The organism is Escherichia sp. E14V7 (assembly GCF_004212225.1).
GTDB lineage: Bacteria > Pseudomonadota > Gammaproteobacteria > Enterobacterales > Enterobacteriaceae > Escherichia.
In genome coordinates, this window is record NZ_RHJJ01000004.1 from 72078 (window position 1) to 93670 (window position 21593).

The window sequence follows — 21593 nt, forward strand, 5'->3', positions numbered from 1 at the left end:
GTCATGTGATAGGCAGACTCAGAGGCATCATCATTGAAAAACAACCCCCGCTGGTGTTAATCGAAGTGGGCGGCGTAGGCTATGAAGTGCATATGCCGATGACCTGTTTTTATGAACTCCCTGAAGCGGGACAGGAAGCGATCGTTTTCACCCACTTTGTGGTGCGTGAAGACGCGCAGCTGCTGTACGGCTTTAACAATAAGCAAGAGCGCACGTTGTTTAAAGAGTTAATCAAAACCAACGGCGTCGGCCCGAAGTTGGCGCTGGCGATCCTCTCCGGAATGTCAGCGCAGCAGTTCGTTAATGCCGTTGAACGTGAAGAAGTGGGAGCACTGGTGAAACTGCCGGGCATTGGTAAAAAAACCGCCGAGCGTTTAATTGTCGAAATGAAAGACCGATTTAAAGGTTTGCACGGCGATCTCTTTACGCCAGCCGCCGATCTGGTGCTCACGTCGCCTGCCAGCCCGGCAACCGATGATGCTGAACAGGAAGCGGTTGCTGCGCTGGTGGCGCTGGGCTATAAACCACAAGAAGCCAGCCGCATGGTGAGCAAAATCGCCCGCCCTGACGCCAGCAGTGAAACATTAATTCGCGAAGCCCTACGCGCCGCGTTATGAGGTAAAGGATGATTGAAGCAGACCGTCTGATTTCTGCCGGTACGACTTTGCCGGAAGATGTAGCAGATCGCGCCATTCGCCCCAAATTACTGGAAGAGTATGTTGGTCAGCCGCAGGTTCGTTCACAGATGGAGATTTTCATCAAAGCAGCGAAACTGCGCGGCGACGCCCTCGATCATCTGTTGATTTTTGGCCCTCCGGGTTTAGGTAAAACCACGCTTGCTAATATTGTCGCCAATGAAATGGGCGTTAATTTACGCACGACTTCCGGTCCGGTGCTGGAAAAGGCCGGCGATCTGGCAGCAATGCTCACTAACCTTGAACCACATGACGTGCTGTTTATTGATGAGATCCACCGTCTTTCACCAGTGGTGGAAGAGGTGTTGTATCCGGCAATGGAAGACTACCAGTTAGATATCATGATTGGTGAAGGTCCGGCTGCACGCTCCATTAAAATTGATTTGCCCCCGTTTACACTGATTGGCGCAACCACGCGCGCAGGTTCGCTGACATCACCGTTGCGCGACCGTTTTGGTATTGTGCAACGTCTGGAGTTTTATCAGGTGCCGGATCTGCAATATATCGTTAGTCGTAGTGCACGCTTTATGGGGCTTGAGATGAGTGATGACGGCGCGCTGGAAGTTGCTCGTCGCGCTCGCGGTACGCCACGCATTGCCAACCGTCTGCTGCGTCGAGTGCGTGATTTCGCCGAAGTGAAGCACGATGGCACCATCTCGGCAGATATCGCCGCCCAGGCGCTGGATATGCTGAATGTCGATGCTGAAGGTTTCGATTATATGGACCGCAAATTGTTGCTGGCGGTAATCGATAAATTCTTTGGTGGGCCTGTAGGTCTGGATAACCTGGCGGCGGCTATTGGCGAAGAACGTGAAACCATTGAGGATGTGCTGGAGCCTTATCTGATTCAGCAAGGCTTTTTGCAGCGTACACCACGCGGGCGTATGGCGACAGTGCGGGCATGGAACCATTTCGGCATCACACCGCCAGAAATGCCGTAGGTCGGTTCGGTCGCTCGTGCCGCATCCGACATTGGCAGTGTGCCTGATGCGACGCTGTTCGCGTCTTATCAGGCCTACCAGGTATAGAGCTGTAAGTCGGATAAGGCGTTCACGCCGCATCCGACATTGGCAATATGCCTGATGCGACGCCGTTCGCGTCTTATCAGGCCTACCCGGTATAGCGAACCGTAGGTCGGATAAGGCGTTCACGCCGCATCCGACACTGGCAATATGCCTGATGCGACGTCGTTCGCGTCTTATCAGGCCTACCTGATATAGCGAACCGTAGGTCGGATAAGGCGCTCGCGCCGCATCCGACACTGGCAATGTGCTTGATGCGACGTCGTTCGCGTCTTATCCGACAATTGTGTTTAGGTACAAATTAGCTGGCCTGTTTTTTCATCATACTCAAAATAAACAACAGCGCAGCGCACAGCACCACTGACGGACCCGCAGGCGTATCGTAAAACGCTGAAAAAGTTAAACCGCCAGTTACAGCAATCATCCCCACTAAAACGGCGACACCTGCCATCTGTTCCGGCGTACGGGCAAAACGACGTGCGGTAGCAGCCGGAATGATCAGCAGCGAGGTAATAATCAACGCCCCGACAAATTTCATTGCCACACCAATCGTCAATGCTGTTACCAGCATCAACAGCAATTTCACTCGCTGTAATTTCACACCATCGACAAATGCCAGATCCGGGCTAATGGTCATCGACAGTAAATTACGCCATTGCCAGAACAGAATTGCCACCACAATGACCACGCCAATGGCGATGGAGATGAGATCTTCCGGCGTCACTGCCAGCAAATCACCGAACAGGTATGCCATCAAGTCAACGCGAATGTTAGACATCAGACTGACAACGACCAGGCCCAGCGACAAGGCACTGTGCGCCATAATTCCCAATAACGTGTCGATCGCCAGCTGTGGGCGCTTCTCCAGCCATACCAGACCGCCCGCCAGCAGCAGCGTAACGGCAATCACTGCATAGAAGGGATTCACGTCCAGCAACAGACCAAACGCCACTCCAAGTAAAGACGCATGGGCCAGCGTATCGCCAAAATAAGACATACGACGCCAGACAACAAAAGAACCCAAAGGACCTGCGGCACAGGCCAGCATAATCCCGGCTAACCAACCGGGAAATAACAATTCAATCATGAGCGATCACTTCCCCGACGCAGAACAATTCGCCCCTGTAAATCGTGGCGGTGATTATGATGATGGCGATAAATACCCAGCTGTTCAGCTCCGCGAGGCCCGAACATCGAAATAAATTCCGGATGCAGGGAAACGACTTCTGGTGTGCCAGAACAACAGATGTGATGGTTAAGGCAAAGTACTTCATCGGTTTTTGCCATTACCAGATGCAGATCGTGAGACACCATTAAAACGCCACAGTCCAGTTCGCGACGTAACTGGTCAATAAGGTCATATAACGCCACCTGACCATTCACATCCACGCCCTGGGTGGGTTCGTCCAGAACTAATAACTGGGGCTGATTTAACAATGCGCGCGCGAGTAGTACACGCTGCGTTTCACCGCCAGAGAGCTTTTGCATTGGCGCGTCAATAAGATGCCCAGCCTGAACGCGTTTTAGTGCAGGCAGAATATCTTCCTTATGTGTTCTGGGGCGTAAGCGTAAAAAACGGTTTACGGTCAGTGGCAACGTGGTGTCGAGATACAGCTTCTGCGGCACATAACCAATGCGCAGTTTTCCGTGGCGCTTGATAACACCTTCATCTGGTGTTACCAGCCCGAGAACAACCCGAACCAATGTCGACTTACCTGCGCCGTTCGGCCCAAGTAAGGTCAAAATTTTACCAGGTTTGAGTTCCAGCGACACATCAGAGAGGACGCGGCGTTGGCCAAATGAAACCGAGACATTTTCCAGGGAAACCAGACTTGTCATGTTAATTTTAGTCTTGCAGTAGTCATGAAATGTTATAATATCACACTTCTTATATTCATTACGATGATTGGTCGCATTATGTTACATAAAAAAACGCTTCTTTTCGCAGCATTATCTGCTGCTCTCTGGGGCAGTGCAACTCAGGTAGCAGAAGCTGCCGTTGTCGCTTCGCTTAAACCTGTTGGATTCATCGCTTCCGCTATTGCTGATGGAGTAACAGAGACGGAGGTGTTACTTCCTGATGGGGCCTCTGAACATGATTATTCACTGCGTCCATCTGATGTAAAACGCTTACAGAACGCGGACTTAGTTGTCTGGGTTGGACCGGAAATGGAAGCGTTTATGCAAAAGCCCGTGAGTAAATTACCCGAGGCGAAGCAGGTAACCATTGCGCAGCTTGAGAGTGTAAAACCGCTGCTGATGAAAAGCATTCACGACGCTGATGATGATCATGACCACGCGGAAAAAAGTGACGAAGATCACCATCACGGCGATTTCAACATGCACGTTTGGCTTTCCCCAGAGATAGCGCGGGCTACAGCGGTTGCAATCCATGGAAAATTAGTGGAACTTATGCCGCAAAGTCGAGCCAAACTTGACGCCAACCTGATGGAATTTGAGGCACAATTAGCTTCAAGTAGGAAACAGGTTGGTAACGAGCTCGCGCCGCTCAAGGGAAAAGGTTATTTCGTTTTTCATGATGCTTACGGCTACTTCGAAAAACAATTCGGACTGACACCGCTTGGTCACTTTACCGTAAACCCTGAGATTCAACCTGGCGCGCAGCGTTTACATCAAATAAGAACACAGTTGGTTGAGCAAAAAGCAACCTGCGTTTTTGCTGAGCCACAGTTCAGGCCTGCGGTCGTTGAAAGCGTCGCACGAGGGACATCCGTTCGTATGGGAACGTTGGATCCCCTTGGGACGAATATCAAACTGGGCAAAACAAGCTATTCAGAATTCCTGAATCAATTAGCTAACCAGTACGCGAGCTGCCTGAAAGGAGATTAATGAGGAAGTGATTACGTGCAACAGATAGCCCGCTCTGTCGCCCTGGCGTTTAATAATTTACCGCGACCACACCGCGTTATGTTGGGGTCGCTTACCGTTCTTACTCTGGCCGTCGCTGTCTGGCGGCCTTATGTTTACCACCGAGACGCCTCGCCTATTGTCAAAACCATTGAGCTTGAACAGAACGAAATTCGTTCTCTCTTACCTGAGGCCAGTGAGCCGATTGATCAAGCCGCGCAAGAAGATGAAGCCATTCCCCAGGACGAACTCGACGACAAAATCGCTGGTGAAGCCGGCGTTCATGAATATGTCGTTTCTACGGGCGACACGTTAAGTAGCATCCTTAATCAATATGGTATTGAGATGGGTGATATCACCCAACTTGCTGCTGCTGATAAAGATCTGCGTAACCTGAAAATTGGTCAACAACTTTCCTGGACATTAACCGCGGAAGGCGAGTTACAGCGTCTGACCTGGGAAGTGTCTCGCCGCGAAACCCGTACCTATGATCGCACCGCCGCTAATGGTTTTAAAATGACCAGCGAAATGCAGCAAGGGGAGTGGGTTAACAATCTGGTGAAAGGAACCGTTGGGACAAGTTTTGTTGCCAGCGCCAAAAATGCAGGTTTAACCAGTGCTGAAGTGAGCGCGGTGATTAAAGCAATGCAGTGGCAGATGGACTTCCGCAAAGTGAAAAAAGGTGACGAATTTGCGGTATTAATGTCACGTGAGATGCTTGATGGCAAACGTGAACAAAGCCAACTGCTGGGCGTGCGTTTGCGTTCAGAAGGCAAAGATTACTATGCTATTCGCGCTGAAGATGGCAAATTCTACGACCGCAACGGCACTGGCCTGGCGAAAGGGTTCTTACGATTCCCGACGGCAAAACAGTTCCGCATTTCGTCTAACTTTAACCCGCGTCGTCTGAACCCGGTAACCGCTCGCGTTGCGCCGCACAGAGGCGTTGATTTTGCGATGCCGCAGGGTACGCCGGTGCTTTCGGTGGGAGACGGTGAAGTGGTAGTTGCTAAACGCAGTGGCGCAGCGGGTTATTATGTCGCGATTCGTCATGGTCGCAGCTACACCACGCGTTATATGCACCTGCGTAAGATTCTGGTTAAACCGGGGCAGAAAGTGAAGCGTGGCGATCGTATCGCGCTTTCCGGTAACACCGGGCGTTCAACTGGGCCACATCTGCATTATGAGGTATGGATTAACCAGCAGGCGGTGAACCCGTTGACAGCGAAACTGCCGCGTACTGAAGGGCTGACCGGTTCAGATCGTACCGATTTCCTGGCGAAGGCCAAGGAGATTGTACCGCAGCTACAGTTTGATTAATTAATACCCATTGGCAGCCGGTACGCAGTCAGTGCCGGCTTTTTTATTTGGTGCGGGGCAAGTTGCGCCGTTACACTACCACCAGATTGATTATTGCCTTATCCGAAACTGGAAAAGCATGGAAACGAAAAAAAATAATAGCGAATATATTCCTGAGTTTGATAAATCCTTTCGTCACCCTCGTTACTGGGGAGCCTGGTTGGGCGTGGCGGCAATGGCCGGTATTGCCTTAACACCCGCGAAATTCCGTGATCCCATCCTTGCGCGGTTGGGGCGTTTTGCCGGAAGACTGGGTAAAAGCTCACGTCGTCGGGCGTTGATCAATCTGTCTCTCTGCTTTCCCGAACGTAGCGAAGCCGAACGCGAAGCGATTGTGGATGAGATGTTTGCCACCGCGCCGCAAGCGATGGCAATGATGGCTGAACTGGCGATACGTGGGCCGGAGAAAATCCAACCTCGCGTCGACTGGCAGGGGCTGGAGATCATCGAAGAGATGCGGCGTAACAACGAGAAAGTGATCTTTCTGGTACCGCACGGCTGGGCAGTTGATATCCCCGCTATGCTGATGGCCTCACAAGGGCAGAAAATGGCAGCGATGTTCCATAATCAGGGCAACCCGGTTTTTGATTATGTCTGGAACACGGTGCGTCGTCGTTTTGGCGGTCGTCTGCACGCGAGAAATGATGGTATTAAACCTTTCATCCAGTCGGTTCGTCAGGGCTACTGGGGCTATTATTTACCGGATCAGGATCATGGACCTGAACACAGTGAATTTGTTGATTTCTTCGCAACGTATAAAGCAACGCTGCCAGCAATTGGTCGCCTGATGAAAGTGTGTCGCGCGCGTGTCGTTCCGTTGTTCCCAATCTATGATGGCAAAACCCATCGTCTGACGATTCAGGTTCGTCCACCGATGGATGACCTGTTAGAGGCGGATGACGCTACCATTGCGCGGCGTATGAATGAAGAAGTTGAGATTTTTGTTGGTCCGCGACCAGAGCAGTACACCTGGATTTTAAAATTGCTGAAAACGCGCAAACCGGGCGAAATCCAGCCGTATAAGCGTAAAGATCTTTATCCCATCAAATAAAAAAAGCCTCTCGTGAGGAGAGGCCTTCGCCTGATGATAAGTTCAAGTTTGCTTCAGAAGATTAGAAATCTATTGAATTATCATTGAACTGTAGGCCGGATGAGGCGTTTTCGCCACATCCGGCAACGTACTTACTCTACCGTTAAAATACGCGTGGTATTCGTCGAACCCACGGTACTCATCACGTCGCCCTGGGTGACAATCACCAGATCACCAGACATCAGGTAGCCTTTATCGCGCAGCAGATTTACTGCTTCGCTGGCAGCAACCACGCCTTCATTTGCACTGTCAAAATAGACCGGCGTAACACCACGATAAAGCGCAGTCAGGTTCAGCGTGCGTTCATGACGAGACATGGCGAAAATCGGCAGACCGGAGCTGATACGGGAAGTCATCAGCGCGGTACGACCGGATTCGGTCATGGTGATGATCGCGGTAACGCCTTTCAGGTGGTTAGCCGCGTACATTGCGGACATCGCGATAGCTTCTTCCACATTGTCGAACTGAACGTCCAGGCGGTGTTTAGACACATTGATGCTCGGGATTTTTTCGGCACCTAGGCAAACACGCGCCATTGCAGCAACGGTTTCAGATGGATACTGACCTGCGGCGGTTTCCGCAGACAACATTACGGCGTCAGTACCATCCAGAACGGCGTTCGCCACGTCCATGACTTCTGCACGCGTCGGCATTGGGTTGGTAATCATCGATTCCATCATCTGGGTAGCAGTAATGACTGCGCGGTTCAGCTGACGCGCGCGACGAATCAGCGCTTTCTGAATCCCAACCAGTTCCGGATCGCCAATCTCTACGCCGAGGTCGCCACGTGCGACCATCACCACGTCAGAAGCGAGGATGATGTCATCCATTGCATCCTGGCTGCAAACGGCTTCTGCACGTTCAACTTTGGCGACAATTTTCGCATCACAACCTGCATCGCGCGCCAGACGACGAGCATAATTCAGATCTTCGCCGCAGCGTGGGAAAGAGACAGCCAAATAATCTACGCCAATCAATGCCGCAGTTTTAATGTCTGCTTTGTCTTTCTCTGTCAGCGCTTCAGCAGACAGACCACCACCGAGTTTGTTGATCCCTTTATTATTGGAAAGAGGGCCGCCGACGGTCACTTCGGTGAACACTTTCAGGCCCTGAACTTCCAGTACTTTTAACTGTACGCGACCGTCGTCCAGCAGCAGAATGTCGCCAGGCACGACGTCAGCAGGCAGACCTTTATAGTCGATACCGACTTTTTCTTTATCGCCTTCACCTTTGCCCAAGTTGGCATCCAGCAGGAATTTATCCCCAATATTGAGGAAAACCTTACCTTCTTTAAAAGTTGATACGCGAATCTTTGGCCCCTGAAGGTCACCGAGAATAGCCACATGACGACCCAGTTTTGCGGCAATTTCACGAACTTTATCCGCGCGCATTTTATGGTCTTCAGGCGAGCCATGAGAAAAGTTCATTCGTACGACGTTTGCACCCGCTGCGATGACCTTTTCAAGGTTATTATCGCGATCGGTAGCTGGGCCTAACGTGGTAACGATTTTGGTTCTGCGAAGCCTTCTGGACATGTAATACTCCGTTGACTGAAACAACCAGGTGTTGCTTGAACATGAATTCGCATAAACTAAAACCATTATGGTTGTAATTTAAACACATGCGAATATCGTATAAGGATAGAACAGTGATAATCGATTTAGCGATCGTCACTCAATTTAAGTAACTGCTTATCAAAGCGCGATTCCTTGAGCGCTTCCTTGACCCGCTTCAAGTTATCTCTGAATTTTGTGCCGCGTCGCAAAGTAAATCCTGTTGCCAGCACATCTATCACGGTCAACTGCGCAAGTCGAGACACCATGGGCATATAAATGTCAGTATCTTCAGGTACGTCGAGGGTAATTGCCAGCGTTGCTTCCCGGGCGAGTGGCGTACCGGCGGAGGTGAGGGCAATTACCATCGCGTCGTTTTCCCGTGCTAACTGCGCCAGTTCAACCAGATTTTTGGTTCTTCCGGTGTGAGAAATCAGCACAACCACGTCTCCGTCGCTACAATTCATACAACTCATGCGTTGCAACACAATATCGTCGGAGTAAACCACTGGAACATTAAAGCGAAAAAACTTATTCATCGCATCGTGGGCGACGGCGGCAGAAGAGCCCAGACCGAAAAAGGCGATTTTTTTGGCCTGAGTCAGGAGATCGACGGCACGGTTGACGGCAGATTTGTCCAGCGAGTGACGGACGTGATCGAGCGTGGCCATTGCCGACTCAAATATTTTCCCCGTGTATGAATCAACGCTGTCATCTTCATTAACGTTGCGATTAACATAGGGCGTGCCATTTGCCAGGCTTTGTGCCAGATGGAGTTTAAAATCAGGAAAACCGCGGGTGTCCATGCTGCGACAGAAACGATTCACCGTTGGTTCGCTAACATTGGCCTCAAGCGCCAGAGCAGCAATACTCGAATGGATCGCGTTGTCAGGCGAAGCAAGAATGACCTCGGCGACTTTTCGTTCTGATTTGCTCAAATGTTCCAGTTGAGACTGGATTTTTTCCAGCATATTCATGATGTAAAGAGACTCACGGTAATGACGATTTCCACACTGAAAGAAATCGAAATGCAGTTTGGTCTGATATTACGCCTGTGTGTCGTATTAATGACAAAAGCGGATAAAAAAGTTGTCATTTTTTTTCATAACATGATCAGTGTCAGATTTTTACCCAATGGAAAACGATGATTTTTTTATCAGTTTTGCCGCACTTTGCGCGCTTTTGCCGTAATCGCACAGGTGGATAAGCGTTTACAGTTTTCGCAAGCTCGTAAAAGCAGTACAGTGCACCGTAAGAAAATTACAAGTATACCCAGGCTTAAGTACCGGGTTAGTTAACTTAAGGAGAATGACATGGCGGTAACGCAAACAGCCCAGGCTTGTGACCTGGTCATTTTCGGCGCGAAAGGCGACCTTGCGCGTCGTAAATTGCTGCCTTCCCTGTATCAACTGGAAAAAGCCGGTCAGCTCAACCCGGATACCCGTATTATCGGCGTAGGGCGTGCTGACTGGGATAAAGCGGCATATACCAAAGTAGTCCGCGAAGCGCTGGAAACCTTCATGAAAGAAACTATTGATGAAGGTTTATGGGACACCCTGAGTGCACGTCTGGATTTTTGTAATCTCGATGTCAATGACACCGCTGCATTCAGCCGTCTTGGTGCGATGCTGGATCAAAAAAATCGTATCACCATTAACTACTTTGCCATGCCGCCAGGCACTTTTGGCGCAATCTGCAAAGGGCTTGGTGAGGCGAAACTGAACGGCAAACCGGCGCGTGTGGTGATGGAAAAACCGCTGGGGACGTCGCTGGCGACCTCGCAGGAAATCAACGATCAGGTTGGCGAATACTTCGAGGAGTGCCAGGTATACCGTATCGACCATTACCTTGGTAAAGAAACGGTGCTGAACCTGTTGGCGCTGCGTTTTGCTAACTCCCTGTTTGTGAACAACTGGGACAACCGCACTATTGATCATGTTGAGATTACCGTGGCAGAAGAAGTGGGGATCGAAGGGCGCTGGGGCTATTTTGATAAAGCCGGTCAGATGCGCGACATGATCCAGAACCACCTGCTACAAATTCTCTGCATGATTGCGATGTCTCCGCCGTCTGATCTGAGCGCAGACAGCATCCGCGATGAAAAAGTGAAAGTACTGAAGTCTCTGCGCCGCATTGACCGCTCCAACGTACGCGAAAAAACCGTACGCGGGCAATACACTGCGGGCTTCGCCCAGGGCAAAAAAGTTCCGGGTTACCTGGAAGAAGAGGGCGCGAACAAAAGCAGTAACACGGAAACCTTCGTGGCTATCCGTGTCGATATCGACAACTGGCGCTGGGCTGGCGTACCGTTCTACCTGCGTACCGGTAAACGTTTGCCGACCAAATGCTCTGAAGTGGTGGTCTATTTCAAAACGCCAGAGCTCAATCTGTTTAAAGAGTCGTGGCAGGACCTGCCGCAGAACAAACTGACTATCCGTCTGCAACCTGATGAAGGCGTGGATATTCAAGTATTGAACAAGGTCCCGGGTCTTGATCACAAACATAACCTGCAAATCACCAAGCTGGATCTGAGCTATTCAGAAACCTTTAATCAGACGCATCTGGCAGATGCCTATGAACGTCTGTTGCTGGAGACCATGCGCGGTATTCAGGCGCTGTTTGTACGTCGTGATGAAGTGGAAGAAGCCTGGAAATGGGTGGACTCCATTACTGAAGCATGGGCGATGGATAACGATGCGCCGAAACCGTATCAGGCCGGAACCTGGGGACCGGTTGCTTCGGTGGCGATGATTACCCGCGATGGCCGTTCCTGGAATGAGTTTGAGTAATATCTGCACTCATCCTTTATGGTTATTTTACCGGTAACATGATCTTGCACAGATTGTAGAACAATTTTTACACTTTCAGGCCTCGTGCGGATTCACCCACGAGGCTTTTTTTATTACACTGACTGAAACGTTTTTGCCCTATGAGCTCCGGTTACAGGCGTTTCAATCATAATATCCATGTATGAAACGCGTTGTGAATCATCCTGCTCTGACAACTCAATTTCAGGAGCCTTTATGAATCCACAATTGTTACGCGTAACAAATCGAATCATTGAACGTTCGCGCGAGACTCGCTCTGCTTACCTCGCCCGGATCGAACAAGCGAAAACTTCGACCGTTCATCGTTCGCAGTTGGCATGCGGTAACCTGGCTCACGGTTTCGCCGCTTGCCAGCCAGAAGACAAAGCCTCCCTGAAAAGCATGTTGCGTAACAATATCGCTATCATCACCTCCTACAACGACATGCTCTCCGCCCACCAGCCTTATGAACATTATCCCGAGATCATTCGTAAAGCACTGCATGAAGCTAATGCGGTTGGGCAGGTTGCGGGTGGTGTTCCGGCGATGTGTGATGGTGTCACCCAGGGGCAGGATGGTATGGAACTGTCGCTGTTAAGCCGCGAAGTCATTGCGATGTCTGCGGCTGTGGGGCTGTCCCATAACATGTTTGATGGCGCGCTGTTCCTCGGTGTGTGCGATAAGATTGTCCCAGGGCTGACGATGGCAGCGCTGTCGTTCGGTCATTTGCCTGCGGTATTTGTGCCGTCAGGTCCGATGGCAAGCGGGTTGCCAAATAAAGAAAAAGTGCGTATTCGCCAGCTTTATGCCGAAGGGAAGGTGGATCGAATGGCACTGCTGGAGTCAGAGGCTGCGTCTTATCACGCCCCTGGTACATGTACTTTCTACGGTACTGCCAACACCAACCAGATGGTGGTGGAGTTTATGGGGATGCAGTTGCCGGGCTCTTCTTTTGTTCATCCAGACTCCCCGTTACGTGATGCATTAACCGCAGCCGCTGCGCGCCAGGTTACACGCATGACTGGCAACGGTAATGAATGGATGCCGATCGGTAAGATGATCGACGAGAAAGTGGTGGTGAACGGTATTGTTGCACTGCTGGCGACCGGTGGTTCTACTAACCACACCATGCACCTGGTGGCGATGGCGCGTGCAGCCGGTATTCAGATTAACTGGGATGACTTCTCTGACCTTTCTGATGTCGTACCTCTGATGGCGCGTTTGTATCCAAACGGTCCGGCCGATATTAACCACTTCCAGGCGGCGGGTGGTGTACCGGTTCTGGTGCGTGAGCTGCTCAAGGCGGGCCTGTTGCATGAAGATGTCAATACGGTGGCGGGCTTTGGTCTTTCGCGCTATACCCTCGAACCATGGCTGAATAACGGCGAGCTGGACTGGCGCGAAGGTGCAGACAAATCGCTCGACAGCAATGTGATTGCTTCCTTTGAACAACCTTTCTCGCATCATGGCGGGACAAAAGTGTTAAGCGGCAACCTGGGCCGTGCCGTCATGAAAACCTCTGCAGTGCCGGTTGAAAACCAGGTGATTGAAGCGCCTGCTGTTGTTTTCGAGAGCCAGCATGACGTTATGCCTGCTTTTGAAGCAGGTATGCTGGACCGTGATTGTGTGGTTGTTGTCCGCCATCAGGGGCCAAAAGCGAACGGAATGCCAGAATTACATAAACTCATGCCGCCACTTGGTGTATTATTGGACCGGCGTTTCAAAATTGCGTTAGTTACCGATGGACGACTCTCTGGTGCTTCAGGTAAAGTGCCGTCAGCTATCCACGTAACACCAGAAGCCTACGATGGTGGGCTGCTGGCAAAAGTGCGCGATGGGGACATCATTCGTGTGAATGGACAGACAGGCGAACTGACGCTGCTGGTAGACGAAGCTGAACTGGCTGCTCGCGAACCGCACATTCCTGACCTGAGCGCTTCACGCGTGGGAACAGGACGTGAATTATTCAGCGCCTTGCGCGAAAAACTGTCCGGTGCCGAACAGGGCGCAACCTGTATCACTTTTTAAGACGACAAAATTTGTAATCAGGCGAGAGAAAACTCTGATGAAAAACTGGAAAACAAGTGCAGAATCAATCCTGACCACCGGCCCGGTTGTACCGGTTATCGTGGTAAATAAACTGGAACACGCGGTGCCAATGGCAAAAGCGTTGGTTGCTGGTGGGGTGCGCGTTCTGGAAGTGACTCTGCGTACGGCGTGTGCAGTTGATGCTATCCGCGCTATCGCCAAAGAAGTGCCGGAAGCGATTGTCGGTGCCGGTACGGTGCTGAATCCGCAGCAACTGGCAGAAGTGACTGAAGCGGGGGCTCAGTTCGCAATCAGCCCAGGTCTGACTGAACCACTGCTGAAAGTGGCGACAGAAGGGACTATTCCTCTGATTCCAGGTATCAGCACTGTTTCCGAACTGATGCTGGGTATGGACTACGGCCTGAAAGAGTTCAAATTCTTCCCGGCAGAAGCTAATGGCGGCGTGAAAGCACTGCAGGCAATTGCGGGTCCGTTCTCTCAGGTTCGTTTCTGCCCGACTGGTGGTATTTCTCCGGCTAACTACCGTGATTACCTGGCGCTGAAAAGCGTACTGTGCATTGGTGGTTCCTGGCTGGTTCCGGCAGATGCGCTGGAAGCGGGCGATTACGAGCGCATTACTAAGCTGGCGCGTGAAGCAGTAGAAGGCGCGAAGCTGTAACAGTCAAAATGCCCGATCGTGGATCGGGCATTTTTGTCGCGTTTTTGCCAGATTTAACCTTGTACTTTTACCTGTGCGGCGGCGTGCTTCGCGCGTTCAATCGCTTCATCAACACTTTCTGCTGTAGCCAGCGCAACCCCCAGACGACGGCTACCATCAATTTCGGGCTTACCAAATAAACGAATCTGCAAACCTGCGCCAACGGCCTTCTGCACGTTGTCAAACGTGACATTCTGGCTGGTCAGTTGCGGCAGGATAACGGCTGAAGCGGCAGGACCATACTGGCGAATCCCGCCCACCGGCAGTCCCAGGAAAGCACGCACATGCAGGGCAAACTCAGAAAGATCCTGAGAAATTAACGTCACCATCCCGGTGTCATGTGGGCGAGGGGAGACTTCACTAAAAATCACTTCATCACCACAGACAAACAACTCGACACCAAACAGCCCATAACCACCCAGTGCAAGCACCACCTTGCGGGCAATCTCCTGCGCACGTTCGAGGGCCAGTGGACTCATTTGCTGCGGTTGCCAGGATTCACGATAGTCACCGTCTTCCTGGCGATGACCTACAGGCGCACAGAAATGAACACCATCTACCGCGCTGACGGTCAGCAGGGTAATTTCGAAATCAAACTTAACGACGCCTTCAACAATCACGCGACCCGCTCCGGCGCGACCACCTTGCTGGGCGTACTCCCATGCCTGAGTCAGTTGTTCGGCAGAGCGAATAAACGTCTGCCCCTTGCCGGAAGAACTCATCACCGGTTTAACAATGCAGGGGTAGCCAATGGCGGCGACCGCCTCGCGGAAAAGGTCTTCGCTATCAGCAAAACGATAAGTTGAAGTGGGAAGCTGAAGCTCTTCCGCAGCCAGACGACGAATACCTTCGCGGTTCATCGTCAATTGTGTTGCACGCGCGCAGGGGACAACATTTAGCCCTTCCTCTTCAAGCTGGATCAGCATATCGGTAGCAATAGCTTCGATCTCCGGCACGATATAATGTGGTTTTTCCAGTTCAACAACACGGCGCAATGCGTCGCTATCCAGCATATTAATGACATGGGCGCGATGAGCGACATGCATGGCGGGCGCGTCGGCGTAGCGATCGACCGCAATCACCTCTACGCCGAGGCGTTGGCATTCGATAGCCACTTCTTTACCCAGTTCACCGGAGCCCAATAACATCACGCGAGTTGCTGCCGGACGCAGCGCAGTGCCTAATAACGTCATAACGAATATCCCCTGATTAATTCCGCGTGAAGTATAAACGAAAACGTTTGCGTGTGTCTTTATTGCTTGATTGCTTGCGTTGATTTCTCGACTGAAAAGAAATATACTGTATAAAATTACAGTTATGATGAGAGGCTGCAAATGGCGGTTGAAATTAAATACGTAGTCATTCGTGAGGGCGAAGAGAAGATGTCGTTTACCAGCAAAAAGGAAGCCGATGCTTATGACAAAATGCTCGATACAGCGGATCTACTCGACACATGGTTGGCGAATTCTCCGGTGACAATGGAAGACGAGCAGCGTGAGGCGCTTTCTTTGTGGTTGGCGGAACAGAAAGATGTGCTTAGTACCATTCTGAAAACCGGTAAATTACCTTCTCCTCAGGTGGTTGATACTGACACGGATGGGGAAGGTGAAACTCACGCCGCCTGAAGTAACTTGCGCTCCTGATAATTTGTACCATGCTTTCTCCTGAATCATTGTGCTATGGAGAAAAACATGAAAAAAAGAGGAGCGTTGTTGGGGCTGTTGTTGGTTTCCGCCTGTATATCAGTTTTCGCTGCCAATAACGAAACCAGCAAGTCGGTAACTTTCCCCAAATGTGAAGGTTTAGATGCAGCCGGAATCGCTGCGAGTGTAAAACGTGATTATCAGCAAAACCGCGTGGCGCGCTGGGCAGACGATCAAAAAATCGTCGGTCAGGCCGATCCGGTGGCGTGGGTTAGTTTGCAGGACATTCAGGGGAAAGATGATAAATGGTCGGTACCGCTGACCGTGCGTGGTAAAAGTGCCGATATTCATTATCTGGTTAATGTGGATTGTAAAGCGGGAATGGCGGAATATCAGCGGCGCTAATGGCTTCTGATAATTCGGTTTACCGCTGGCGGATGCGGCGCGAGCGCCTTATCCGCCCAACAATGCACTAACTCCCCAGAATCCTGATAAGAAACGCCAGGTTCGCATAAGACAATCACAATCAAATCTACAAGCCTCAAATTAATCACATCACCCGGCACCTTACCTGACGTGAATTTCCTGTGAGGACTGCCTCCCGTCCCGCTTATTTGCGCATCTTTTGTCTCTATATACACTTTCTGACATCCTCATTCGCTATGCTATTGCCATTAAAATGGTGAATTGAGGAGCAAAAATGGCTAACTGGTTAAATCAACTGCAATCCCTTCTTGGGCAAAGCAGTTCTTCCTCTTCGTCTACAGATCAGGGATTGGGAAAACTTTTAGTACCCGGCGCATTAGGCGGGTTGGCAGGGCTGCTGGTTGCGAATAAATCAGCGCGTAAACTATTAACGAAATACGGTACAAACGCGTTGCTGGTCGGTGGCGGAGCGGTCGCCGGTACAGTACTGTGGAACAAATACAAAGATAAAATTCGTGCGGCACATCAGAACGAACCGCAATTCGGCACTCAAAGTACGCCGCTGGATGAACGTACAGAACGTTTAATCCTCGCCCTGGTTTTTGCTGCCAAAAGCGATGGTCATATCGATAGTAAAGAACGCGCGGCTATCGACCAGCAATTGCGTGAAGCTGGTGTTGAAGAGCAGGGGCGTGAACTTATCGAACAGGCAATCGAGCAACCATTGGATCCGCAGCGCCTGGCCCAGGGGATTCGCAACGAAGAAGAGGCACTGGAGATCTATTTCCTGAGCTGTGCGGCTATTGATATTGACCATTTTATGGAGCGCAGTTACCTGAATGCACTGGGGGATGCGCTGAAAATTCCCCAGGAAGTCCGTGAAGGAATTGAACGCGATCTCGAACAGCAAAAACGCACTTTGTCTGAATAATATCTCACTCCGTATAGCCTGATATGCCTGTTTATCGGGCTATACAAAACCGCACAGCTATTTGAGCGAATTAATTTTCGCTGGCGACATCCTTTCGATTTTCACACCATTACCTGTCATCATCTATACAATGACCGCCCTGTTTCGCTTGCATCCCGGGTGAGTTTTGCCACCCTTATAAGATGTTTCAACCAGAAAGAACAATAACATGCTACCAAAAGCCGCCCGCATCCCCCATGCCATGACGCTTCATGGCGACACGCGCATCGATAATTACTACTGGCTGCGGGACGACACACGCTCGCAGCCGGAAGTGCTGGATTACCTGCAACAAGAAAATAGCTACGGTCATCAGGTCATGGCGTCGCAACAAGCTTTGCAGGATCGGATATTAAAAGAAATCATTGACCGCATACCGCAAAGAGAAGTCTCTGCACCTTACGTCAAAAATGGCTATCGCTACCGGCAAATTTATGAACCTGGTTGTGAATATGCAATCTACCAGCGTCAGTCAGCGTTCAGTGAAGAGTGGGACGAATGGGAGACTCTGCTCGATGCGAACAAACGGGCGGCGCACAGTGAGTTTTATTCAATGGGCGGAATGGCGATTACGCCCGATAACACGATTATGGCACTTGCAGAAGATTTTCTTTCCCGACGCCAGTACGGTATCCGTTTTCGCAATCTGGAAACGGGCAACTGGTATCCTGAACTGCTTGATAACGTGGAACCCAGCTTTGTCTGGGCGAATGACTCCTGGACATTTTATTATGTTCGCAAGCATCCAGTGACGTTGTTGCCGTATCAGGTCTGGCGGCATGCCATTGGCACTCCAGCATCTGAAGACAAACTGATTTACGAAGAAAAAGACGATACCTTTTACGTCAGCCTACATAAAACGACGTCGAAACACTATGTGGTTATTCATCTTGCCAGCGCCACTACCAGCGAAGTTCGGCTGCTGGATGCAGAGCTGGCCGATGCCGAGCCGTTTGTCTTTTTACCGCGTCGCAAAGATCACGAATACAGTCTTGATCACTACCAGCATCGGTTTTATCTGCGCTCCAACCGCAACGGCAAAAATTTTGGCTTATACCGTACCCGTATGCGTGATGAGCAAGCGTGGGAAGAGTTAATCCCACCGCGCGATAACATCATGCTCGAAGGCTTTACGCTGTTTACTGACTGGTTGGTGGTTGAAGAGCGTCAGCGTGGGTTAACCAGTCTGCGGCAAATCAACCGCAAAACGCGGGAGGTTATCGGCATTGCCTTTGATGATCCGGCTTACGTTACCTGGATTGCCTATAACCCGGAACCTGAAACCTCACGATTGCGTTATGGCTATTCCTCCATGACTACGCCAGATACATTGTTTGAACTGGATATGGATACTGGAGAGCGTCGGGTATTAAAACAAACGGAAGTCCCCGGTTTCGATGCGGCGAATTACCGCAGCGAACACTTGTGGATCACTGCCCGTGATGGCGTCGAAGTGCCTGTTTCGCTGGTCTATCATCGCAAGCATTTCCAGAAAGGCCACAACCCGCTGCTGGTATATGGATATGGCTCTTACGGCGCAAGCATTGATGCCGATTTTAGTTTTAGCCGCCTGAGTTTGTTGGATCGCGGTTTTGTCTACGCCATTGTCCATGTCCGTGGTGGCGGCGAGCTGGGGCAGCAATGGTACGAAGACGGTAAATTCCTGAAAAAGAAAAATACCTTTAATGACTATCTCGATGCCTGCGACGCATTGTTAAAGCTGGGCTACGGTTCACCTTCACTCTGTTATGCGATGGGGGGCAGTGCTGGCGGTATGTTGATGGGCGTTGCAATTAATGAGCGCCCCGAGTTATTCCACGGCGTGATTGCCCAGGTACCGTTTGTTGATGTTGTAACAACGATGCTTGATGAGTCGATTCCTCTTACTACCGGCGAATTTGAAGAGTGGGGAAATCCGCAGGATCCGCAATATTATGAGTATATGAAAAGCTACAGCCCGTATGACAATGTCACGGCTCAGGCTTATCCGCATCTGCTGGTAACGACCGGATTACACGATTCACAGGTGCAATACTGGGAACCGGCAAAATGGGTGGCTAAGCTGCGCGAGCTTAAAACTGATAATCATCTATTATTGCTTTGTACCGACATGGATTCAGGGCATGGCGGTAAATCCGGACGTTTTAAATCCTACGAAGGTGTGGCGATGGAATATGCTTTTCTGATAGCCCTGGCGCAGGGGACATTACCAGGCCAATCAGCGGGTTAAACACTCTCCAGATAATGCTTCAAGGTTAAACGTAACTCCGGGCTCATACTGTCAAGGTTGTTAAACAACCAGCGCAGATAGCCCGGATCGCGCTTTGCAACGTCTGATACGGCTTTACCGCGATACTTGCCAAACGTGAACGTTGTCAACAACGACGGCCGCCCGGTGATATCCGCCATCTGCTCCGCCGTCCAGCCTGATGTGTTCATAATATCGATAAGCAGGGCTGCGGTAATATAGCAATCATACAACGCGCGGTGTTGATGCAGACCCGATGGTGTCTGGACATTCAGCTTGCGCGATTTATACAGTGCCATATTGCTGTACTTGATTCCTGGCCACAAACGACGAGCCAGTTTCATGGTGCAAATCCACTCACCGGGCATTTCTGGCAATACCCGGCGGTCAAAACTGGCATTGTGGGCGACATACCATTCGCTACCGTAATAGTGCGGGATAACTTCTTCAATCCACGGTTTGTCGGCAACCATGGACTCTGTGATACGGTGAATCGCCATGGCTTGTGGACTGATGGGACGGTCGGGACGCACCAGGTGGCTCATAGGGTTGACGATTTTCCCGTTAACAACATCAACAGAGGCAATTTCAACGATCCCTCCCTGCAAACCGCAGGTTTCTGTATCGATAATGCGCAACATGGTCATGCTCCAGGAAGAAAACGCCTAGCGTAATGGAATGATATCGCCTTGCCAACCCTGGGAAGAGCGCTGGCCAACCAACAAAAGCGAACCGCGATCGGCGCGAACAATAAGGCGGCCATGTTCATCCCACAGTGCGCTGTTACCACGGGCGTTCGCCATTAGCACAGCGATGGAGTATTGATGTGAGAAAAACTCTAAGCGTCGGGTCGAAGCCAATAGGTCAGGTTCACCGATGCATTGCCCGGTTGTAAAAAGTGAACAAGTCGGGTCCATATCAATACCTTCCGGTTGGCCATCCACTACAGTGATGGTTTCGGAACGTTGACCCAGGCATGCACCATGACTTTGATGATAAATTCCTGGCGTTTTCATCCAGGGGGCGAATACGGCAATACCGCGAATAAAACGCTCATTATATTCAACGGGAAGGCCAGCAATAATGGTCATTCGCGAGGTTGTTGCTGCATAACAAAGCGGGTCTAAAAGCGAGAGATCGGGCGGAGACGGAAGCGCACGTCGTTTGTAATCACATCCCAGTAGAGAAAGTGAGGGAAAAACCAAAAGTTCGCACTGGTGTCTGGCGGCAGCCCTCACGAACTCCAGATGATGGGCTACCTGTTCAGTGAGTGAAGCATTACGAGGCTCATATTGTGCTGCTGCAACTTTCCAGTACGACATGATGACTTCCTTTTCATAGTGTCTGCGAATAATGGCGTGTATGAGAAAATACTTATAATTTAGCAGGCACCATGTAAGAAAGTGTAACTTAATATAAGGTTTATTTAAGTTTGGGCTCGTAAGGTAAACGTGACAGATTTACAGAGGCGAGACGGTGGGCAATAAGGCGCTCACGAAACCAGCCACGCAAGTGCTCCGGTTGTTCACGTTCAACCGCTTCAGCAATCACCGGCATATTGTACCGTTCTTTAAATGCCACTCCGGCAGCGGCCAGATCGACATTTACTTTATCCATTTCAGTTTGATCCAGTTTGGCCAGATTCTTCAGCATACGGTGTCTCCTCGTTAATTGCGGGCAAAAGTTACTAAGAGTCAGCCAGGATGGCAAGCCTGAATTGATGATCCTCGACTCTCTCATTAGACAAGGTTATGCTCTGTAAAAAACTCATTACAAAAAGGAATAGATAATATGGTTTCAACTGCGCGTTCTCTTCGTTATACGCTGGCAATCATTGCCGGTTTGCTGGCGGCCCCTTCCGTCTGGGCTCATGCGCACCTGACTCACCAGTATCCTGCGGCGAATGCGGCGGTCACCGCTGCCCCACAGGCCGTTACTTTAAATTTCTCTGAAGATATTGAACCTGGATTCAGTGGGGCCAAAATCATCGGCCCGAAGAATGAAAATGTTAAAACATTACCCGCGAAGCGTAATGAACAAGACAAAAAGCAATTGATCGTTCCGCTTGCCGACGCCCTGAATCCCGGAAGTTATACCGTTGACTGGCATGTTGTTTCGGTGGACGGGCATAAAACCAAAGGGCAGTACACCTTTACTGTGAAATAA

Annotated in this window: 21 protein-coding genes; 13 read left to right on the forward strand and 8 right to left on the reverse strand. The window is 50.6% G+C overall.

Annotated elements, in window-relative coordinates:
• Positions 1-5: 5 nt before the first annotated feature.
• Both ruvA and ruvB read left to right on the forward strand, forming a co-directional pair.
• The gene (gene ruvA, locus D9741_RS04690) at positions 6-617 is read left to right on the forward strand and encodes a Holliday junction branch migration protein RuvA (protein WP_000580323.1); all 612 of its coding nucleotides are present in this window, start codon (positions 6-8) and stop codon (positions 615-617) included.
• Positions 618-625: 8 nt separating this feature from the next.
• Complete coding sequence (gene ruvB / locus D9741_RS04695; RefSeq protein WP_000568522.1) at positions 626-1636, forward strand: Holliday junction branch migration DNA helicase RuvB; 1011 nt, start codon at positions 626-628, stop codon at positions 1634-1636.
• Positions 1637-2018: 382 nt separating this feature from the next.
• On the opposite strand, the gene znuB is transcribed toward ruvB, so the two are convergent.
• Positions 2019-2804: a zinc ABC transporter permease subunit ZnuB gene (gene znuB / locus D9741_RS04700; protein ID WP_130208494.1), complete on the reverse strand. Its 786-nt coding sequence runs from the start codon at positions 2802-2804 to the stop codon at positions 2019-2021.
• Positions 2801-3556 carry a zinc ABC transporter ATP-binding protein ZnuC gene (gene znuC / locus D9741_RS04705; protein ID WP_130208493.1) on the reverse strand — a complete coding sequence of 252 codons (756 nt, stop codon included), beginning with the start codon at positions 3554-3556 and terminating at the stop codon, positions 2801-2803. The genes znuB and znuC overlap by 4 nt, the downstream gene beginning before the upstream one ends.
• Before the next feature lie 78 nt (positions 3557-3634).
• On the opposite strand from znuC, the gene znuA reads away from it, so the two are divergent.
• The 3 genes from znuA (at position 3635) to lpxM (ending at position 6995) form a co-directional block, all read left to right on the forward strand.
• Complete coding sequence (gene znuA / locus D9741_RS04710) at positions 3635-4567, forward strand: zinc ABC transporter substrate-binding protein ZnuA (protein ID WP_074399578.1); 933 nt, start codon at positions 3635-3637, stop codon at positions 4565-4567.
• 15 nt (positions 4568-4582) lie between these two features.
• The gene (mepM, locus tag D9741_RS04715; protein ID WP_130218704.1) at positions 4583-5905 is read left to right on the forward strand and encodes a murein DD-endopeptidase MepM; all 1323 of its coding nucleotides are present in this window, start codon (positions 4583-4585) and stop codon (positions 5903-5905) included.
• 118 nt (positions 5906-6023) lie between these two features.
• Positions 6024-6995 (forward strand): lauroyl-Kdo(2)-lipid IV(A) myristoyltransferase, encoded by a 972-nt coding sequence (gene lpxM, locus D9741_RS04720; RefSeq protein WP_130208491.1) that lies wholly within the window; start codon positions 6024-6026, stop codon positions 6993-6995.
• A 131-nt stretch (positions 6996-7126) separates the two neighbouring features.
• On the opposite strand, the gene pyk is transcribed toward lpxM, so the two are convergent.
• The gene (gene pyk, locus D9741_RS04725) at positions 7127-8569 is read right to left on the reverse strand and encodes a pyruvate kinase (protein WP_130218706.1); all 1443 of its coding nucleotides are present in this window, start codon (positions 8567-8569) and stop codon (positions 7127-7129) included.
• 125 nt (positions 8570-8694) lie between these two features.
• The gene (hexR, locus tag D9741_RS04730) at positions 8695-9564 is read right to left on the reverse strand and encodes a DNA-binding transcriptional regulator HexR (RefSeq protein ID WP_130218708.1); all 870 of its coding nucleotides are present in this window, start codon (positions 9562-9564) and stop codon (positions 8695-8697) included.
• A 336-nt stretch (positions 9565-9900) separates the two neighbouring features.
• On the opposite strand from hexR, the gene zwf reads away from it, so the two are divergent.
• The 3 genes from zwf (at position 9901) to kdgA (ending at position 14101) form a co-directional block, all read left to right on the forward strand.
• Positions 9901-11376: a glucose-6-phosphate dehydrogenase gene (zwf, locus tag D9741_RS04735; protein WP_130208489.1), complete on the forward strand. Its 1476-nt coding sequence runs from the start codon at positions 9901-9903 to the stop codon at positions 11374-11376.
• 234 nt (positions 11377-11610) lie between these two features.
• Positions 11611-13422, forward strand: coding sequence for a phosphogluconate dehydratase (edd, locus tag D9741_RS04740; RefSeq protein ID WP_130208487.1), 1812 nt, complete (start codon positions 11611-11613; stop codon positions 13420-13422).
• A 37-nt stretch (positions 13423-13459) separates the two neighbouring features.
• Complete coding sequence (gene kdgA / locus D9741_RS04745; RefSeq protein WP_130218710.1) at positions 13460-14101, forward strand: bifunctional 4-hydroxy-2-oxoglutarate aldolase/2-dehydro-3-deoxy-phosphogluconate aldolase; 642 nt, start codon at positions 13460-13462, stop codon at positions 14099-14101.
• Positions 14102-14154: 53 nt separating this feature from the next.
• Here the strand turns inward: kdgA and purT are convergent, their stop codons facing one another.
• A complete protein-coding gene (purT, locus tag D9741_RS04750; protein ID WP_130218712.1) occupies positions 14155-15333 on the reverse strand; it encodes a formate-dependent phosphoribosylglycinamide formyltransferase in 1179 nt (392 codons plus the stop codon).
• 141 nt (positions 15334-15474) lie between these two features.
• On the opposite strand from purT, the gene yebG reads away from it, so the two are divergent.
• The 4 genes from yebG to ptrB all read left to right on the forward strand — a co-directional run bounded on the left by yebG (position 15475) and on the right by ptrB (position 19409).
• Positions 15475-15765: a DNA damage-inducible protein YebG gene (gene yebG / locus D9741_RS04755; RefSeq protein ID WP_130208483.1), complete on the forward strand. Its 291-nt coding sequence runs from the start codon at positions 15475-15477 to the stop codon at positions 15763-15765.
• A 66-nt stretch (positions 15766-15831) separates the two neighbouring features.
• Positions 15832-16188, forward strand: a complete 357-nt coding sequence (yebF, locus tag D9741_RS04760) for a protein YebF (protein WP_130218714.1) — start codon at positions 15832-15834, stop codon at positions 16186-16188.
• A 295-nt stretch (positions 16189-16483) separates the two neighbouring features.
• On the forward strand, positions 16484-17140 hold the full coding sequence (locus D9741_RS04770) for a tellurite resistance TerB family protein (RefSeq protein ID WP_130218718.1): 657 nt from the start codon (positions 16484-16486) through the stop codon (positions 17138-17140).
• A gap of 208 nt (positions 17141-17348) precedes the next feature.
• Entirely contained in the window at positions 17349-19409 is a 2061-nt protein-coding gene (ptrB, locus tag D9741_RS04775; protein ID WP_130218720.1) for an oligopeptidase B, read from the forward strand.
• On the opposite strand, the gene exoX is transcribed toward ptrB, so the two are convergent.
• The 3 genes from exoX to holE form a co-directional block, all read right to left on the reverse strand.
• Positions 19406-20068 carry an exodeoxyribonuclease X gene (gene exoX / locus D9741_RS04780; RefSeq protein ID WP_130218722.1) on the reverse strand — a complete coding sequence of 221 codons (663 nt, stop codon included), beginning with the start codon at positions 20066-20068 and terminating at the stop codon, positions 19406-19408. The genes ptrB and exoX overlap by 4 nt on opposite strands.
• A gap of 24 nt (positions 20069-20092) precedes the next feature.
• Positions 20093-20749, reverse strand: coding sequence for a carbon-nitrogen hydrolase family protein YobB (yobB, locus tag D9741_RS04785; protein ID WP_130218724.1), 657 nt, complete (start codon positions 20747-20749; stop codon positions 20093-20095).
• Between the two features lie 100 nt (positions 20750-20849).
• Entirely contained in the window at positions 20850-21080 is a 231-nt protein-coding gene (gene holE / locus D9741_RS04790; protein WP_000916758.1) for a DNA polymerase III subunit theta, read from the reverse strand.
• A 138-nt stretch (positions 21081-21218) separates the two neighbouring features.
• Here holE and yobA point away from each other — a divergent pair, with 138 nt between their 5' ends.
• Positions 21219-21593, forward strand: a complete 375-nt coding sequence (gene yobA, locus D9741_RS04795) for a CopC domain-containing protein YobA (protein WP_130218726.1) — start codon at positions 21219-21221, stop codon at positions 21591-21593.

Coding starts and splice junctions, on each gene's coding strand:
- ruvB (WP_000568522.1), top strand. CDS start 626: ATGATTGAAGCAGACCGTCTGATTTCTGCCGGTACGACTTTGCCGGAA.
- znuB (WP_130208494.1), bottom strand. CDS start 2,804: ATGATTGAATTGTTATTTCCCGGTTGGTTAGCCGGGATTATGCTGGCC.
- znuC (WP_130208493.1), bottom strand. CDS start 3,556: ATGACAAGTCTGGTTTCCCTGGAAAATGTCTCGGTTTCATTTGGCCAA.
- znuA (WP_074399578.1), top strand. CDS start 3,635: ATGTTACATAAAAAAACGCTTCTTTTCGCAGCATTATCTGCTGCTCTC.
- lpxM (WP_130208491.1), top strand. CDS start 6,024: ATGGAAACGAAAAAAAATAATAGCGAATATATTCCTGAGTTTGATAAA.
- pyk (WP_130218706.1), bottom strand. CDS start 8,569: ATGTCCAGAAGGCTTCGCAGAACCAAAATCGTTACCACGTTAGGCCCA.
- hexR (WP_130218708.1), bottom strand. CDS start 9,564: ATGAATATGCTGGAAAAAATCCAGTCTCAACTGGAACATTTGAGCAAA.
- zwf (WP_130208489.1), top strand. CDS start 9,901: ATGGCGGTAACGCAAACAGCCCAGGCTTGTGACCTGGTCATTTTCGGC.
- edd (WP_130208487.1), top strand. CDS start 11,611: ATGAATCCACAATTGTTACGCGTAACAAATCGAATCATTGAACGTTCG.
- kdgA (WP_130218710.1), top strand. CDS start 13,460: ATGAAAAACTGGAAAACAAGTGCAGAATCAATCCTGACCACCGGCCCG.
- purT (WP_130218712.1), bottom strand. CDS start 15,333: ATGACGTTATTAGGCACTGCGCTGCGTCCGGCAGCAACTCGCGTGATG.
- yebG (WP_130208483.1), top strand. CDS start 15,475: ATGGCGGTTGAAATTAAATACGTAGTCATTCGTGAGGGCGAAGAGAAG.
- yebF (WP_130218714.1), top strand. CDS start 15,832: ATGAAAAAAAGAGGAGCGTTGTTGGGGCTGTTGTTGGTTTCCGCCTGT.
- D9741_RS04770 (WP_130218718.1), top strand. CDS start 16,484: ATGGCTAACTGGTTAAATCAACTGCAATCCCTTCTTGGGCAAAGCAGT.
- ptrB (WP_130218720.1), top strand. CDS start 17,349: ATGCTACCAAAAGCCGCCCGCATCCCCCATGCCATGACGCTTCATGGC.
- exoX (WP_130218722.1), bottom strand. CDS start 20,068: ATGTTGCGCATTATCGATACAGAAACCTGCGGTTTGCAGGGAGGGATC.
- yobB (WP_130218724.1), bottom strand. CDS start 20,749: ATGTCGTACTGGAAAGTTGCAGCAGCACAATATGAGCCTCGTAATGCT.
- holE (WP_000916758.1), bottom strand. CDS start 21,080: ATGCTGAAGAATCTGGCCAAACTGGATCAAACTGAAATGGATAAAGTA.
- yobA (WP_130218726.1), top strand. CDS start 21,219: ATGGTTTCAACTGCGCGTTCTCTTCGTTATACGCTGGCAATCATTGCC.